Here is a 15,508-nt window from a genome sequence, read left to right as displayed (position 1 = left end):
TGGAGGCGCACAACGACCTCGTGCCGCCTGCGGAGCTGGCCGTGAATGATATGGGTGCGGGCAGTGGCCCGCCATGGCTCGACTCCTGGCTGGCGGCACACCGAACCGACGTGGTCGCCTGGCGACGCGCCATCCACGCCGTACCGGAGCTCGGACGCGCCGAGCACCGCACCACCGAACTGGTGGCACGGCGGCTGATGGCCGCGGGGCTCGAGCCCCGCACCCTGCCCGGCGGCACCGGCCTCGTCTGCGACATCGGATACGGCGACCGCTGCGTCGCCCTCCGCGCAGACCTCGACGCACTTCCCCTCAAGGAGGACACGGGCCTCCCGTTCGGCTCCACCGTCGACGGCGTGATGCACGCCTGCGGGCACGACGCGCACACCGCCATGCTCCTGGGGGCCGGTCTCGCGCTGGCCTCCGCGCCTGCACTGCCCGGCCGGGTGCGGCTCATCTTCCAGCCCGCCGAGGAGGTTCAGCCCGGCGGCGCGATCGACATGGTCGCCGACGGCGTCATGGAGGGTGTCGACCGCGTCTTCGCCCTGCACTGCGACCCCCGTCTCGAGGTCGGCAAGGTCGGCACCCGGGTCGGGCCCATCACGTCGGCGTGCGACGTCCTCGAGGTCCGGCTCACCTCTCCCGGCGGCCACACCTCACGCCCGCACCTCACGGCCGACCTCGTCGAGGCCCTCGGCCTGCTCATCACCCAGCTGCCGCTGCTCCTCACCCGCCAGGTCGACCCGCGCTCGGGCACCGTCCTCGTCTGGGGTGCCGTGCACGCGGGGGAGGCGGCCAACGCCATCCCGCAGCACGGTGTCCTGCGGGGCACCCTGCGCACCGCCGACCACCACACGTGGGGGGAGCTGGAGGCCAAGATCCGCTCGCTGGTCTCGGCGCTGCTCGCCCCCACCGGCACCGGCTACGTGCTCGAGCACATCCGCGGCGTGCCGCCCGTGGTCAACGAGGCGGTCAGCGCGGGCATGCTGGCCGACGCCGCCATCGCCGTCCGGGGCACCGACGCCGCCACCAGCACCGAGCAGAGCAGTGGTGGCGAGGACTTCGCCTGGTACCTGGAGCACGCTCCCGGCGCCATGGCCCGGCTCGGGGTGTGGCCCGGGCACGGCCCGATGCGCGACATCCACCAGCCCACGTTCGACCTCGACGAGCGCGCCCTCCCCTTCGGGGTCCGCGTCCTCATCCAGGCCGCGCTCACGGCCCTCACCGCCCCCTGACGCCCCGCACGAGCCGCCGGTCCCCCAGGGGAACCGGCGGCTCGTGCCGTTCGCTGATCGGGCCCGTGGCGCGCCGCGAGGGGTCAGACGGATTTGCCGCTCGGGCGGTTGCGCAGCGCCGAGACGTAGTCGGCCGGGGCGCCGGCCTGTTCGGCGGCGTCGGCGATGACCCCGAGGTAGCGGGCGCTGGGCATCCCGCCCTCGTAGGCGTCGAGCACGTAGATCCAGGCCAGGACATCGCCGTCGAGGGTGTGCACCCGTAGCCGGAGCTTCTTGTGCAGCCCCAGCTCGCCGCCTTCCCAGCGGTCGAGCTGGTCGGCGTCGAGCTCGGAGACGTCGTAGAGCACGACGAAGACCTGCGACTCCGGGTCCTCGACCACCGTGGAGAGCGCGCCCTCCCAGCCGTAGTCCTCGCCCCCGAAGGTGAGCCGCCAGCCGACGAGCCACCCGGTACCCGCCATCGGCGAGTGCGGGGCACGCTCCTTCATCTGCGCAGGATCCATGTTCGACCCGTAAGCGGCGTACAGCGGCACCGCCACAGAGTAGTGCGCCATCGCCCGCGTACCGTTCTCGGGGAACCGGACATCAGGAGGAGGCATGCCTCGGTGACGCGCATCGTGATCATGGGCGGGGGGCCTGCGGGGTACGAGGCGGCGCTGGTGGCGGCCCAGCACGGCAGTGACGTCACCGTCGTCGAGCGCGAAGGGATGGGCGGTGCGTGCGTTCTCGACGACTGCGTGCCGTCCAAGACCTTCATCTCGTCCGCGGGCATCAGAGTCGACCTGCATCGTGCCCCTGACCTGGGCGTCACGGCCGACCGGCAGGCCATCGGCGTCGACCTGCCCACGGTGCACGCCCGGGTGAAGCGCCTGGCGCTCGCGCAGTCCGCCGACGTGCGGGCCCGCGTGGAGCGGGAGGGCGTGCGCATCGTCCGCGGCACCGCCGTCTTCACCGACGAGCCCTCCGTGCGGGCGCCCCACGTGGTCGAGACGCGGACACCCGATGGTGGACGCGAGGAGCTTCCCGCCGACGTCGTCCTCATCGCCACCGGCGCCACGCCGCGCGTGCTGCCGGACGCCGTCCCCGACGGCGAGCGCATCCTCACCTGGCGCCAGCTCTACGACCTCGAGGCGCTGCCCGAGCACCTGATCGTCATCGGTTCCGGGGTGACGGGCGCGGAGTTCGTCTCGGCCTACGTGGAGATGGGGGCGCGGGTCACCCTGATCTCCAGCCGCGACCGCGTGCTCCCCGGCGAGGACGCCGACGCCGCGGCCGTGCTGCAGGACGTCTTCGCCGAGCGGGGCGTCGAGATCCTCGCGCAGGCGCGCGCCGAGACGGTGAAACGCGACGGGGACGGCGTGGTCGTCACCCTCGCCGACGGCCGCACCGTCACCGGCTCGCACGCGCTCATGACCGTCGGGTCGGTGCCCAACACCGCCGACATCGGGCTGGAGAAGATCGGCGTCGAGCCGGGGCGTGGCGGCTTCATCCCCGTCGACCGGGTCTCGCGCACGTCGGTGCCGGGCGTGTACGCGGCGGGCGACTGCACCGGGGTGCTGATGCTCGCCTCCGTGGCCGCGATGCAGGGCCGGATCGCGATGTGGCACGCGCTCGGCGAGGGCGTGGCGCCGATCAAGCTGAAGACGGTGGCGGCGGCCGTGTTCACCCGGCCGGAGATCGCGACCGTCGGGATCAGCCAACGGGCGATCGACGCGGGCGAGGTGCCGGCTCGCACGATCATGATGCCGCTGTCCACCAACCCGCGGGCGAAGATGCAGGGGCTGCGCCGCGGGTTCGTGAAGCTCTTCTGCCGGCCCGCCACCGGCGTGGTGGTGGGCGGTGTGGTCGTCGCCCCGGTGGCGAGCGAGCTGATCCTGCCGATCGCGCTGGCCGTGCAGAACGGCCTCACCGTGGCCGACCTCGCCCACACGTTCTCGGTGTACCCGTCGCTGTCGGGCTCGATCACCGAGGCCGGACGCCAGCTCATGCGCCACGGCGACCTGGACTGACCGGGCTCGTCATCTCGCCGAGGCTCGGCTCCGGAGGCCGGTGCGCAGCCTGGCGCCCACGGCCCGCACGAGCGTGCTGGGCCGGGCCAGCGTGCTCGGGTGCGCGAGCATCGTGGTGACCATGCTCATCCGCCGGTTGATCTCGGGATCGACCGCCGACATCGCGAGCACCATGTCGCCCAGCTTGGAGATCAGCGCGTAGCCGGGCGGGTAGGGGCCGTCGACGTGGGGCAGCGCGAGGTCGGCGAGGGTGGAGACCTGCCAGGCCGCGTCGACGACCACCCGCACCTTGTCGAAGTACTCTCGCGCCGGCTCGTCGAGCCGCGGCTCCCCGCGCAGGTACGCCGACAGGCAGGACGCATGCAGCGCCGCGGAGGTCATCCCCTGCCCGTAGACGGGGTTGAACGACGCCACCGCGTCCCCGATCGCCACGAGCCCGGCGGGAAAGCGCTCCAGCTCGTGGAACTCGCGCCGCCTGCTGTCGGCCTGGTGGTAGGTGATCACGTCCCCGAGCATCTCGGCCTGCTCGGCGATGTCCCCGAAGACGGACGGGAAGTCCCGGCGGCACCGGGCGGCGAACTCGGCGGGATCACGGCTCGGACGGTCGTCCGCGTAACCCGAGATCAACATGATCCAGCGGTTGTCCTCGACGGCGTTGATGCCTCCGATCCGGGCCACCCGGTCCGCCGCGGGGCGGGTCTGCGACACGACGACGCTGATGTCGCTGATCTGCTCGTCGCGGCGGAACATCGCCGTGGCGTAGTTCAGCTTGATCGGCATCCGCTGCATCGGCGGCCGGACCCAGCCGTTCTCCTCGAGCCAGTCACTGAGGCGGCTCGACCGGCCCATCGCGTCGACGACCAGGTCCGCAGGCTGGATGGTCGCGTCGGCGTCGGCGCTCTCGCCCGTCGGCCGGTACCGCACTCCCGTGGCCCTGTCGCCGGTGAAGACCACGCCCTCGGCGCGCCCGTGGACGATCCGGATGTTGGCGATGGCCGTGGTCCGGCGCCGGACCATCGCCTCGAGGAACGGCCGGGTCGTCACCAGCGCGATGCCCGATCCCGCGATCCGCTGCGGGGGCGGCTGCAGCACGCCGTTGACGTACATCCGGGTGCCGGACGGCGACGGCACCACGGCGCCGGCCGCGAGCGCCTCCTCGGCGAACCCGGGGAACCAGCGCTCGAGCTGGACCTGACCCGCCGGCAGGAGCGCGTGCACCTGGCTGCCCTGCGGCACCCCCGGCCGGGGCTCGTACCCGGTGTCGGCCGCGTCGCGCTCGATGACGACGACCTCCTCGGCGTGGTCGCTCAGCACCCGGGCCGCCAGCAGGCCCGCCATGCTGGCGCCGAGCACGACCGCGCGACCCATGATCGGTCTGGTATCGGTCGGCCGTCGGGACGTGCTGAGCTCCGTGAAGACGCGGGATGCGGACGGCACTGGGTGGACTCCTGCTGGTGCGGCCGGGCGACGGGCTCCGGCGACGGGGCAAACGGGATCTTGAAGCTACCCCGGGCACCCGCCCGGGCGAGGCCGCTCCCGCATGCCCTGCGGTCCCGGCTCCGGGTCCGGTCCGGGCGATCCCTGATGCCGGCGCCCGGCCGGCCGCGCACGATCGAGTGATGACCACTCTGCCTGCAACGTCCCGCGTGCCCGCCGGCGCAGTGCTGATCGCCGGGATCGGCGCGCAGCTCGTGGACGACGCCGCCTACCTGCTCCTGCCGCCCGTCGCTCTGCTCGCCCCCCTCAGCGGGCTGCTCGCGATCCTGCTCACGGCAGGAGCCGCTCGCTACGTGTCCCGCGACCGCACGGGGGCGGCGGTGGCGCGCACCGGGCTCGCGGTCGGCGCGGTGTCCGCGGTGATCGGGTTGCTCGTCGGCGGCCTCGGGCTGGTGGCGATCCTGCTCGCCGGCGTGACGGTGGTGGCGGGTGTCGCCGGGGCGGTGGCCGGGCGCGGTACGGGCGCTCGGAACCTCGACGGCTGAGCGCTCCGGCGCACCACTCCGCGCGGGCCCTCAGGCCAGGGCGGCGGCGATCCGCTTGCGGATCTCGGGGAGCTTCGCGTGGAGCTTGTCGCCCGGGCACTCCGTGGTGGGCTCCCAGTCCTGGTGCCCGGAGATGGTCGGCACCGTGGCCGTGGCACCGGAGATCGGGTTGACGTAGTCGGTGGTGCCCGTGGGGTCCAGCCGGCAGACGCGGGTGAGCACCGTGAGCACCTGGAGCAGGGTGTCCAGCGCCGCGGACGTGGGCTCCACGTCGACGAGGTCGCCGAGCAGCACCACCCCGACGTTGCCGGCGTTGAAGCCGCCGACGTGGGCGGCGTTGGCCATCAGCGGTGCCTTGTGGGTGGACGCGCCGCCGAAGACCGGAACCGGGTCGTCCCCCGACCAGCGGCCCTCGTAGAGGGCGCCCGCCTCGTCGATCAGCAGGTGGTAGCCGAGGTCACCGAACTCGCGCGTGACCGTGTGGTCGTAGTAGATCCCGCGCACCGTGCTCGCCGGGTTGGGGTCGTTGTTCTGGGTGGCCGAGTGGTGCACGGTCAGCGTCTGCACCGGGTGCCAGGTGGGCGGGAACAGCTCGGTGCCCTCGGCGCTGAACCGCAGCCCCTCGTCGGCGCCCCACCCGGCGCGGGTGCGGTAGACGAGGCCGTCGTCCCACTTCTCGCTCCGAGGTCCGGAAGCCGACTTCGGCTCGGCCATCGTGTTGATCTCGCCGACCCGCACCGGGGTGTCGGTGCCCATGTCGAGTGTGTACTCCCCGGTGTCGGGGACGGCCACCAGCGCGGAGCGCCGTCGGCCGGGCCTGTCGTCGCGCCCCCCGCCGCACGCCGCCCGTACCGGTAGGGCCTGCCAGTCCGACCCGACCCGCACCCGCAACCCGACGTCCGGCTCTCCGGACCAGCTCAGCCCCAGGTGGGTGAGACGCTGCTCGGCCCGGACCGGTGCGGTGTCGCCGAGCAGCCGGAGCGTGCCGGTCACCCCCGGCTCGCCCGGCGGCGGGGCCGGTGCAGGGGTCTGCGCGAAGGCCGTGGTGGTGCCGGCGGCGACGGCCAGTGCTGCCGATCCTCCTCCGAGAAGCAGCGCCCTGCGACTGACGGCCATGGTGATCCTCCGAGGGGTGAGTGGCGGGTACGTTAACCCGTTCGGAGGTATGCCCGGCAAGCGGGCATGATCTTGACGATCCGCGTGCGGGGGCGTCAGCCGCTACCCGCTGCGGCGCGCGCCGCGGCGAGCAGCTCCGACACCCGGTGCCCCAGCCTGCGGGGGTCGGTGGGCGCAACCGTGGTCCACTCGACGCCGTCCTCGCCGGCGGAGCGCGTCATGAGGTAGCGGCCGCGGGGTCCGTCGAGGATCGCGAGTACACCGCCCGCGCGGCGGAGCACGCCCCAGCGGTCGGCGCTGAGGGCGACGATCTGCGCGCCCGCGTCGATGCCGGTGACCATGCGGGCCAGGAGGCCGGCATCGGCCGGAGCGACCTTCCCGGCGAGGAGCGCCGTCCGCAGTCCGGGGCCCGCCGCGGCGGTGGCGAGCACGGCCGACGGCACGGTGGCGGCCCGCCCGGGACCCGGCGGGACGTGGGGGAGCGCGCGCAGCAGTGCGGCCGGAAGCGAGCCGTGCGCTCCCAGGGTGACGGTGGCGTCCTGGCGGACCGCCAGCACGCACGCGTCGGGGCCGCCTGCGGCCACGGCCCGCACCCTGTGCTGCCACCGCCCCCGCAGCTCCAGCTGCTCGGCGGGACGGGCCAGGAGGTGCAGCAGCCGGGTGAGCCCGGGATCCGGGCCGGACGGCCCGGCGAGCCCGCGCCGGCGCAGCGCCTGCCAGCCCGCCGCCTGGAGCTCCCGCCGCCCGGCACGGGTGCGGCCCGGCGACTCCAGGCGCAGGACGACGGGCGTGGGGCCGAGCCGGAGCCGCTCCCACAGCACGTCGAACTCGACGGCGGTGAGCACGTGCCGGGATGCGTCGGGCAGCGGTTCGAGGGCGGGCTCGGCCATGGTGTCCTCCCGTGCGCGAGATCTCGCGGCGACGGTAGGGCGGGGAGATCCGGTGCCGGGGGCGTTCCCGGGAACCTGTGTACGAACGTGAACGACCCCGGGACGCACGACGGCCGGTGCGGCTGCAGTCCGCACCGGCCGTCGCGGCCTCCGGCAACCGGTCGAACCGGCGCCGGACCTCTTGCTGGTCATTCGGCCTGACGCGCACGCAGTTGCTCACGGAACTGCTCCACCGGCAGGCCGCCCCAGCCCCAGTTCTCGGTCTCGACCTCGTCGATGATGACGAAGGTGGAGTCGACCGGTTTGTTCAGCACGTCGAGCAGCAGCGCGCTGACTCCGCTGATGAGCGCGGCCTTCTCCTCGGCGGTCACCGAGTGCGCGTCAGGAGTGGTTCCCTCTCGGGTCACCTTGATGGTCACGACCGGCATTTCTTCCTGCTCCTCTCCGAGATGTTGCGCGGGTCAGTGACCGGCGCTCTGGCCGCCGTCGACGTGCAGGACTTCTCCGGTCACGAAGGGCGCCGACTCGAGATAGACGACGGCGTCGACGACGTCCCTGGTCTCGCCCATGTGGCCCACGGGGTGCAGTCCGGCGAGCGCCTCGTGGGTCTCGACCGGGTGCATCGGGGTCTTGATGATTCCCGGAGACACGGCGTTCACGCGGATGCCGCGCGTCGCGTACTCGATGGCCAGCGACTTCGTGGCGGCGCCCAGGCCGCCCTTCGTCAGCGAGGCGAGCACGGACGGCACGTTCGAGTTGGCGTGGTCGACCAGGCTCGTCGTGATGTTGACGATGTGCCCTGTTCCCTGGCTCTCCATGAGTTCCACGGCTCCTTGCGTGATGCGGAAGAACCCGGCCAGGTTCACCCGCACCACGGCGGCGAAGTCCTCCTCCGTGTACTCGGTGAAAGGCTTCGCGATGAAGAGGCCGGCGTTGTTGACCAGTGTGTCGACGCGGCCGAACCTGCTCAGTGCCTCTCCGATCACCCGCTGCGCAGTATCTGCGTCGGCGATGTCGCCCTGGACACTCACGATGTCCGGGTCCTCGGACGGCGCGATCGAGCGTGAGTTCGCGACCACGCCGTAGCCCAGCTTCCGGTAGGCGCTGACCAGGTCGGCGCCGATACCCTGCGAGGCGCCGGTGATGATGGCGACCTGCTGTCCCTGGAGGTTTCCCACGGTCTGTTCCCCTTCGTGTTCTCTGGTTGTCGTGCGGAGTGGTTATCGAGAGATTTCCGCCACGCGATCCGGCCGGCGCGGGAATCGGAATCGCAGTGCCGCGGAGGCGAGGGCGGCGGCGAGGACGGCGGCGGCGCCGACCAGCAGAGGCTGCTGGTAGCCATGGCTCAACAACGGGGTGACGACCAGTGGGCCGGCGATCTGCCCGGCGCCGTACCCGGTGGTCAACAAGGCCACCGCACGCGGGAACCGCAGGTGCGCGCCGATCCCGAGTGCCATCGAGGTGACGCCAACGAACGTCGCACCGAACAGCAGAGCTGACACCACCGCTGGTCCGATGCCCCCGGAGACAGCGGGCAGAGCGATGCCGAGAGCCTGGATCACCAGCGCGACCGGCAGCAGCGCCGATGCCGGCCACCGCTTGCCCAGCCGCGCCCACAGGGCGCAGGACGGCAGGGCGGCGAGCCCGACCAGAACCCACGCACCGCTGCCGGTCGAGCCGGAGGCGTTCTGGTCCATCGCCGCCACCAGGAACGTCCCGGCGATGATGTAGCCGACACCTTCCAGCGTGTAGCCGGCGAACAGCGCCCAGAACCAGGTGTCCGTCCCCGGCCCGGCCCGGCCGACTCCGGCCGCGCCCTCCGGTTCCGGCTCCGGTTGCAGCGCCCAGGCGCCTGCCGCGAGGACGAGCGCGAGAGCCGCCGACGCCCACCAGGCCGCCCGCCAGGTGGCCACCGACCGGAGGAGGAGCACCAGGATCCCGGACAGGGCGATGCCGGTGCCGATGCCGCCGAAAGCCCATCCGGTCAGGTGCGAACCGTGATCACGCAGGTGACGGCGCACGGCACTGACGGCGATGACGAACACGAGCGCGCTGGTGGCGCCCGCGGTCAGCCGCAGCACGGCCCACACTGCGTCGTTCTGCGTGACCGGCATCAGCGCCAAGGTCGCGACCAGCACGATCAGCGACGTGCGCAGGGCCACCGCCGAGCGCACCAACGCCGGGACGAGGATTCCGGCCGACGCCCCGGCGAGATAGCCGACGTAGTTCGCCGTCGCCAGCGCCGACCCCCACTGCGGGGACAGGCTCGTCTGCGCTTGCATCAGGGGCAGGATCGGGGTGTAGACGAACCTGCCGATCCCCATACTCGCCGCGAGCGCCGCCGCGCCCTGCCCGACGATCGGCCACGGGGACGACGATGCTTCCGAGCACATTGCTCGCCTTGCGCTCACGATGCGGATCATGACGACGAGTTCTCCCTTGTCGGCTCGTCATCGAACGTAAGTGCGGCACGGCGCCTTGTTAAATGCCTGGCGTAGCGCATCCATGTTCCGCAGGCATGGACGTCGGGCTACGGAATTTCCGGGCGCTCGCCGCTTTCGGTCAGCAGTTCAGGCACTGATCGCGGCAACGGCGGCTTCGACGAACTTCCGCATCAATGCCTCTTGCACGTGCGGCACGAATACGAGGGAAACAGGGACCGGTGGCGCGCCGACCAGCGGGACGAACCTGACGGCCGAGTGAATGTGACGCCGCCTCGCGACGTCGGGGACCACGCCGATCCCGCGGTCGGCGGCCACCGACTCCAGCCATTCGTCGAAGTTCGCGGTCTCGATGATGCGAGCCGGTCCCTCCCCCGGCGCCCACGTCCAGGGTCCGGTCGTGCCGCTGAGGGTGTTCACCACGAGCGGCCACTTGGGCACGTCGCTCCAGGCCAACTGTTCCCGGTCGGCCAGTTCGGAGTGTTCCGAGCACACCGCGACCCGTTTCTCGTCGAACAGGTGCACCACGCGGATCGGTGACGGGGCGATGTCGCCGCGAACGAGCGCGACGTCGATCGTGTGCTGCCGGAGGCAGGAAAGCGGGTCGTCGCAGCGGACCAGCGAGACGGTGTTGCCCGTGGCCTGCTCGAACATGCTCACCGCGTGCTGGGCCCATGGGTCGGGCAGCAGCCAGCTGAACCCGAGGCGGACGGTGACCTGCCCGCGCACGGCCGCCAGCGCCTCGTCCATCTCGGCGAGCACCCGCTCGGCACGGATCAGGAACTCCTGCCCGGCTTCGGTGAGCTCGAACCGGCGCGAGGTCCTGTCGAGCAGTCGCACCTGGAGTGCCGCCTCGAGTTGCTGGACCGTGCGCGTCAACGCCGGCTGGGTGATCAGGAGTTGCTCCGCCGCGCGGGTGAACGACCGCTGCCGCGCGACGGCGGCGAACGCCCGGAGATGACGGAGTTCGACGTCCACGCCTCCGCAGCATAGGTCCGGGTACGCCGGGCAGGAGATGGCCGACGACGTGTTCTGGCCGGGACCGGTTCCTCTCGGCCGACCGCGCATCCCCCGTGATCGAGGGAGCGTCCCCCGGACGGGGGAGGCGCCCGAAGCGGGTGTGATGGGCATCATGGACGCATGAACTGGCAGGAGGTGCCGCGTCGCGCCGTCTACCTGCTGATAGGCGCCGCATTCTGCCTCGCTGTCGCGATCATCGTCTGGACCTTCTCCCCGGCGTTGGCCGGGCCCGGGGTGCCGATGCCCGCAGTGGTGGTGGGGCTCGGGTCGGTACCGGTGCTGACCATCGGTCTGCTCCCCGGGATCCGCGACCTGCAGGTCGAGGCGGCCCGTTCGCTGCTGCGGGTCGACACCGGGCTCGTCCGTCCGCAACAGCTCCGGTGGGAGCACCGGTGGCGCACCGCCGTCTACACCGCCGCCCACCAGATCCTGGGCTTCGCCACCGGGCTGTGGGTGGTGCTCGCGGTGTGGGTACTGGGCGCGTTGGCCGTCGTCATCGTGCGGGGCGGGCAGGCCGAGTTCATCGTCCGGCTGGCCCGGCCGTCGACCCCACTGGGCTGGGCGCTCACCGCCGCGGGGGCGGTGGGCGTCGTCGCCGGGACCGTCGGACTCGTCCTCGGTGCCGGCGCGGTGATGGCCCGGGCCGCGTCCCGGCTGCTGGGGCCGACCAGCACGGACCGGCTCGCCGAGGTCACGGCCCGGCTGCACCAGGAGACCGAGTACCGCAGGCTGTCACGTGACCTGCACGACGGCGTCGGGCACGCGTTGAGCGGCATCTCCTTGCACGCCACCGCCGGCGCCCGGCTGCTGCGCCGCGATCCGGATGTGGCGGCCGAGTCCTTCACCACGATCGAGGCACTCGCCGGGCGAGCGCTCGGCGAGCTGGATCAGGTGCTGGCACTGCTGCGCGACGACGAGCCGTTGCGGCAACCCGAACCGGGGCTCGACCAGCTCGAAACCCTCGTCGACGAGCATCGCAAGCTCGGTCTGGACGTGACGTTCGAGGTGGCAGAGCTGCCGGTCGGCCCGCTCCTGTCCACCACGGCGTACCGCGTCTGCTCGGAGGCTCTGCACAACGCCGCCAAGCACGGCGGACCCGGGCCCGTCACCCTCAGGGTGGGACCGGAGGGCGACCACCTCGTCATCACCGCGACCAACCCCGCCGGTACCGACGCGCCGTCGCGCCGCCGCGGACGCGGGCTCGTCGGTCTCGACGAACGCGTCGCGCTGCTCGGCGGCCGGTTCGAGGCGGGCGCCGAGAACGCACAATGGCGGCTGTCCGCGCACCTGCCGTGGGCGGTGGGCCACCGTGGGTGAACCGATCTCCGTCGCGGTCGTCGACGACGAGCCGATCATCCGCAGCGGCCTGCGGAACCTGCTTCAGTCCGAGCCGGACATCGAGGTGGTCGGTGAGGCGAGCGACGGCGTCGAGGCGGTGGGACTGGTCCGCCGCATGCGTCCCTCGGTCGTGTGCATGGACGTCCAGATGCCCACGCTCGACGGCATCCGGGCCACCGAGCAACTGCTGACGCTGCCCGACGCGCCGCGGGTGCTGGTCTTCACGACGTTCGGCGCCGACGAGCACGTCTTCGGGGCGCTGCGCGCCGGTGCGTCCGGGTTCCTGCTCAAGCGTGCGAACGCCGAGCAGATCATCACCGCGGTGCGGACCGTCGCGCTCGGTGAGAGCCTGGTGTTCCCCGAGGCGCTACGAACGCTCGTGGCCACCCGGGCCCCCGCAGAGGTCACCTACCGGGGGCCGGCGCTGACCGACCGGGAGAGCGACGTTCTGACCCAGGTGGCCGCGGGGCAGACCAACGCCGAGATCGCGCAAGCGCTCTTCCTGGGCGTCGAGACCGTACGCACCCACATGTCCCGGATACTGGCCAAGCTCGGAGCACGCGACCGTACGCAGGCCGTGGTCATCGCGTACACGACAGGCCTCATCCCGCTCCGTCGCTGATCAGGCCCGTGTGGATGCCCTGACACTCGGGTCTGGTCAGGCGGTAGTAGGAGGTCGACGCGACGAGCAGGCCGGCACCCCAGAGTGTGTAGCCACCGATCTCCAGCACGGCGCCCAGGCCGGCGGGTGTCGCCCCGACGGCCATCGCGGTCATCCCGCCGACGCCGAAGTACGCGCTCAACCCGACCCCCATGAACACTCCTGGCCCGAGCACCAGCCACCTGGGGACGAACTGCCCGGCCCACGGCGACCAGTCCGGCCACACTCGTCCCCACCGGTGAGCCAGTGCCAACGGCAACAACGTCCCCGCCAGCACCATGAGGCCGACGAAGATCGTGAACCCGGCCCCGCCCGGTCCGTCGAGGTTCAGTCCTTCCACGAGTGCGGGGCTGAGCCGTGCCGCCAGACCGGCGACAGCCACGTAGGCGCCCGCGTAGGCCCACCACGGCGACGGCTCGGTGCGCCGCTCCGGGGACAGTCCGTGAAGCCGGCCGCAGCGATCACATGCCGACCGGACTTGGCGGAGCTCCGTGGCGGCGCACCACAGTGTCAGAGCTCCGGCCGCGACGCCCGCGCTCCGCAGGGGCAGCCCGACGAGCTGATCTCGGCTGTCGACACCGAACGGCAGCATGAAGATCATCGTCAGGTCGATCCAGAACAGGAGGCAGTACGCGATCATTGACGCTCCCGCCGCCCATCCCAGCCACGCCAGCAGCCGGCGCCATCGTGGCGGCCACCGGCGAGTCGCACCCAGACCTGTCGCCAGGCAGAACGCTGCGGACAGCGCCGCCGGTAGCACCGCCACCCACCCCGCTGGGAAGAACGCCACCCCACTGAAGGACGGTGAGCCGGCAACCGCCCTCGAGGCGAGGACCACCGCGTACCCGGCCGACCATCCAGCGGGAAGCAAGGCCGGCCACCTGGCCGAACAGGACCCCATGGGCACGAAAGCTAGGCGGCAACGGAACCGGATCAGTCCCCCTCGCGTGGGATCGCCGTCCCCCGCAGGGCCCCTTTCAGATAACCCGGCCCGCGTCGCGGAGGCCGAGTACGACCGCGTGTTCGCCAGCGCCTACCTCTCACACGAGGGACCGGCGCACGAGAAGAAGTACGCCATCGAGCTGGCCACCGCGGCGGAACGGGACGTCCGCGACATCGCCCAGCTCGCGTTCAAGCACGCCGACCGGCAGGCCCGCGCGCTCGAATCGGAACTGCGCGCTCACCAGTCCATCGGCGCTTCCGTCCGCGCAATGTACGGCGCAGAGACGGATCGGGCGGTGATCGCGCGGTGAACAGTTCGAGCTGGTTGCGCTCATGCTCGGTCGTCCGCCTGATCGCGCAGGAACCCACCCCGCCCTCCTTGCTGAGCTGCTCGGCGACGAGAACGACTGGCGCTCCCAGAGCGCGTGCGTCGGCGCGGACTACCGGCTCCTCGAGCCCCCCGCGGACGGCGAGCGTATGCGCGGCTACCCGCCCCGTGCCGTCGACGCCGGCCGCGTCTGCCTCTCCTGCCCGGTCATCGAGCGCTGCCGCGCCTGGGCCGAGGACCGCAAGTCACACCCGAGATGGCGAAGTGCCTCGTGCAGCGCGCCTGGGTGGAGGACAAGCAGCGTTTGGGCCGAAGGCAAGGGCAACGTCTCACCCGAGATCCGCGCCGGCGCGGTGAGGGCCATCGCCGAATGGGAGGCCCTGCGGGCGAAGGCCGCCAGCGAGCTGGCGAAGTACAAGGTGCAGTGCCGCGAGAGCCCCCGCCTGGCCTCTTCGGAGGTCCGGGCGGGGGCTCTTCGTCGTTTCAGGAGGCCTTCGTGAGCTGGGAGACCCGCTGGGGTGACACGTCGAGCACTGCGGCGATGTCGCCGCCGGTGAGGCCGGAGTCCCTGAGCCGACGGGCGATCGAGCGCCAGTGCTCGGCCGCTCGTTCTTGTGCCTCTTCGATTGCCCGCATCTCTTTGCGTGCCTGCTCGACCTCTGCGGTGGTGGCGGCGTCGAGCTCGGCGCGCACGGTGAATTCAACGGCGTCGGGGTCCTCGTCGCGCTGCAGCGCGAGGTAGTCGCGGACCATTCGACCTGCTCCGGCGATGGTGTGTGACTGGGTTACGCCGACCTCGGCGCCTTGGGCGTCGAAGATGTGCAGCTCCCAGCCGCGGGCCCATCGCTTCGCCTGGACGCTGTAGGTGCTCATTGCAACCACCCTTCCGGCAGGCAGGCCATCTGCTTGCCGACGCTCTGTACTACGCCCGGGGAGATGTCGCGATGCCGTGGTACGGGCGCGCGGTGCGCGCCGCATGGGCACTTCCACACGGTGTGGTCGCCGGTGTTGCGCAAGACCTGGCAGCCGTGCGCTATGAGCGCCTTCTCTACCGCGCGGAGCTTCATCTCCCTGAACACCACGAGGATAAGCCTAGCCCCCCTTGTCCGCCAGCCTAAAGGGGGGCTAGCGGGTCGGTGTCAACTGGTGGGGCAGGGCTCCCGGTATGCGCGGGGCGGCAGGCCCACGGTGACGTGTCCGGCCGGGCAGCGGACCTTGGGCCGGCGGGGCTCGACGCCGCTCCGGCGGGCATTGCGTCAGATGGCGCAACCTCGGTATTGGGGCGTAACGGACCGATGGCCCTCGGCGACGAGCCGGTGCCCCCAGCATCTCCGCGCATCCCCGTCGCTCCGCTCCCCCCCAAGCAACGACGACCGGCGCATCCGGAATCGGAGTCCGTGTGAAACGACCGTCCCGTCTTATCCTCGTCACCGCATCGCTGACGGTCGTCGGGCTACTCGTCGGGGGCACCGCCTACGCGATGTCCAGCCGCGGCGGCGCAGAGACCTACCGTGCGTGTGTCAATGAGCGGACCGGCGCGATCCGCATG

18 protein-coding genes are annotated in these 15,508 nt (G+C 72.1%); 7 read left to right on the top strand and 11 right to left on the bottom strand.

Annotation, left to right across the window (positions count from 1 at the left end):
- Positions 1-50 precede the first annotated feature (50 nt).
- Complete coding sequence (locus tag ACQPZA_RS31960) at positions 51-1,232, top strand: amidohydrolase (RefSeq protein ID WP_433283080.1); 1,182 nt, start codon at positions 51-53, stop codon at positions 1,230-1,232.
- An 83-nt stretch (positions 1,233-1,315) separates the two neighbouring features.
- Here the strand turns inward: ACQPZA_RS31960 and ACQPZA_RS31955 are convergent, their stop codons facing one another.
- Positions 1,316-1,765 carry a gamma-glutamylcyclotransferase gene (locus ACQPZA_RS31955; protein WP_169395277.1) on the bottom strand — a complete coding sequence of 150 codons (450 nt, stop codon included), beginning with the start codon at positions 1,763-1,765 and terminating at the stop codon, positions 1,316-1,318.
- A gap of 72 nt (positions 1,766-1,837) precedes the next feature.
- Here ACQPZA_RS31955 and ACQPZA_RS31950 point away from each other — a divergent pair, with 72 nt between their 5' ends.
- A complete protein-coding gene (locus ACQPZA_RS31950) occupies positions 1,838-3,241 on the top strand; it encodes an NAD(P)H-quinone dehydrogenase (RefSeq protein WP_169395251.1) in 1,404 nt (467 codons plus the stop codon).
- A 9-nt stretch (positions 3,242-3,250) separates the two neighbouring features.
- Here ACQPZA_RS31950 and ACQPZA_RS31945 read toward each other — a convergent pair whose 3' ends face one another.
- Positions 3,251-4,609: an FAD-dependent oxidoreductase gene (locus ACQPZA_RS31945; protein WP_433275770.1), complete on the bottom strand. Its 1,359-nt coding sequence runs from the start codon at positions 4,607-4,609 to the stop codon at positions 3,251-3,253.
- A gap of 251 nt (positions 4,610-4,860) precedes the next feature.
- Here ACQPZA_RS31945 and ACQPZA_RS31940 point away from each other — a divergent pair, with 251 nt between their 5' ends.
- A complete protein-coding gene (locus ACQPZA_RS31940; protein WP_169395253.1) occupies positions 4,861-5,223 on the top strand; it encodes a hypothetical protein in 363 nt (120 codons plus the stop codon).
- A gap of 30 nt (positions 5,224-5,253) precedes the next feature.
- On the opposite strand, the gene ACQPZA_RS31935 is transcribed toward ACQPZA_RS31940, so the two are convergent.
- From ACQPZA_RS31935 to ACQPZA_RS31910, 6 genes are all read right to left on the bottom strand, one after another.
- Positions 5,254-6,339 carry a peptidoglycan recognition protein family protein gene (locus tag ACQPZA_RS31935; RefSeq protein WP_433275769.1) on the bottom strand — a complete coding sequence of 362 codons (1,086 nt, stop codon included), beginning with the start codon at positions 6,337-6,339 and terminating at the stop codon, positions 5,254-5,256.
- 95 nt (positions 6,340-6,434) lie between these two features.
- Positions 6,435-7,229, bottom strand: coding sequence for an ESX secretion-associated protein EspG (locus ACQPZA_RS31930; RefSeq protein ID WP_433275768.1), 795 nt, complete (start codon positions 7,227-7,229; stop codon positions 6,435-6,437).
- A gap of 188 nt (positions 7,230-7,417) precedes the next feature.
- Positions 7,418-7,657, bottom strand: coding sequence for a tautomerase family protein (locus tag ACQPZA_RS31925; protein WP_433275767.1), 240 nt, complete (start codon positions 7,655-7,657; stop codon positions 7,418-7,420).
- A gap of 33 nt (positions 7,658-7,690) precedes the next feature.
- Positions 7,691-8,407 (bottom strand): SDR family NAD(P)-dependent oxidoreductase, encoded by a 717-nt coding sequence (locus ACQPZA_RS31920; protein WP_433275766.1) that lies wholly within the window; start codon positions 8,405-8,407, stop codon positions 7,691-7,693.
- 42 nt (positions 8,408-8,449) lie between these two features.
- Complete coding sequence (locus ACQPZA_RS31915; protein ID WP_433275765.1) at positions 8,450-9,622, bottom strand: YbfB/YjiJ family MFS transporter; 1,173 nt, start codon at positions 9,620-9,622, stop codon at positions 8,450-8,452.
- 177 nt (positions 9,623-9,799) lie between these two features.
- Positions 9,800-10,648, bottom strand: coding sequence for a LysR family transcriptional regulator (locus tag ACQPZA_RS31910; RefSeq protein ID WP_433275764.1), 849 nt, complete (start codon positions 10,646-10,648; stop codon positions 9,800-9,802).
- Positions 10,649-10,810: 162 nt separating this feature from the next.
- Here ACQPZA_RS31910 and ACQPZA_RS31905 point away from each other — a divergent pair, with 162 nt between their 5' ends.
- Together ACQPZA_RS31905 and ACQPZA_RS31900 are read left to right on the top strand one after the other, a co-directional pair.
- A complete protein-coding gene (locus ACQPZA_RS31905) occupies positions 10,811-12,007 on the top strand; it encodes a sensor histidine kinase (RefSeq protein ID WP_433275763.1) in 1,197 nt (398 codons plus the stop codon).
- Positions 12,000-12,650 carry a response regulator gene (locus tag ACQPZA_RS31900; RefSeq protein WP_433275762.1) on the top strand — a complete coding sequence of 217 codons (651 nt, stop codon included), beginning with the start codon at positions 12,000-12,002 and terminating at the stop codon, positions 12,648-12,650. The genes ACQPZA_RS31905 and ACQPZA_RS31900 overlap by 8 nt, the downstream gene beginning before the upstream one ends.
- Here the strand turns inward: ACQPZA_RS31900 and ACQPZA_RS31895 are convergent.
- Positions 12,631-13,329, bottom strand: a complete 699-nt coding sequence (locus ACQPZA_RS31895) for a hypothetical protein (RefSeq protein ID WP_433275761.1) — start codon at positions 13,327-13,329, stop codon at positions 12,631-12,633. The two genes, ACQPZA_RS31900 and ACQPZA_RS31895, sit on opposite strands and share 20 nt — an antisense overlap.
- A gap of 307 nt (positions 13,330-13,636) precedes the next feature.
- On the opposite strand from ACQPZA_RS31895, the gene ACQPZA_RS31890 reads away from it, so the two are divergent.
- Positions 13,637-13,942, top strand: coding sequence for a hypothetical protein (locus ACQPZA_RS31890; protein WP_433275760.1), 306 nt, complete (start codon positions 13,637-13,639; stop codon positions 13,940-13,942).
- Positions 13,943-13,964: 22 nt separating this feature from the next.
- Positions 13,965-14,459, top strand: a complete 495-nt coding sequence (locus ACQPZA_RS31885) for a WhiB family transcriptional regulator (RefSeq protein ID WP_433275759.1) — start codon at positions 13,965-13,967, stop codon at positions 14,457-14,459.
- Here the strand turns inward: ACQPZA_RS31885 and ACQPZA_RS31880 are convergent.
- Complete coding sequence (locus ACQPZA_RS31880; protein WP_169395265.1) at positions 14,443-14,832, bottom strand: hypothetical protein; 390 nt, start codon at positions 14,830-14,832, stop codon at positions 14,443-14,445. The two genes, ACQPZA_RS31885 and ACQPZA_RS31880, sit on opposite strands and share 17 nt — an antisense overlap.
- The gene (locus tag ACQPZA_RS31875; protein ID WP_211173978.1) at positions 14,829-15,041 is read right to left on the bottom strand and encodes a type II toxin-antitoxin system HicA family toxin; all 213 of its coding nucleotides are present in this window, start codon (positions 15,039-15,041) and stop codon (positions 14,829-14,831) included. Before ACQPZA_RS31875 ends, ACQPZA_RS31880 begins: the two co-directional genes overlap by 4 nt.
- Between the last annotated feature and the right edge of the window lie 467 nt (positions 15,042-15,508).

Source organism: Pseudonocardia xinjiangensis, assembly GCF_050948425.1.
Classification (GTDB): domain Bacteria; phylum Actinomycetota; class Actinomycetes; order Mycobacteriales; family Pseudonocardiaceae; genus Pseudonocardia; species Pseudonocardia xinjiangensis.
Note: the sequence above shows the minus strand (reverse complement) of the source record. Positions and strands in the feature narration are given on the sequence as shown.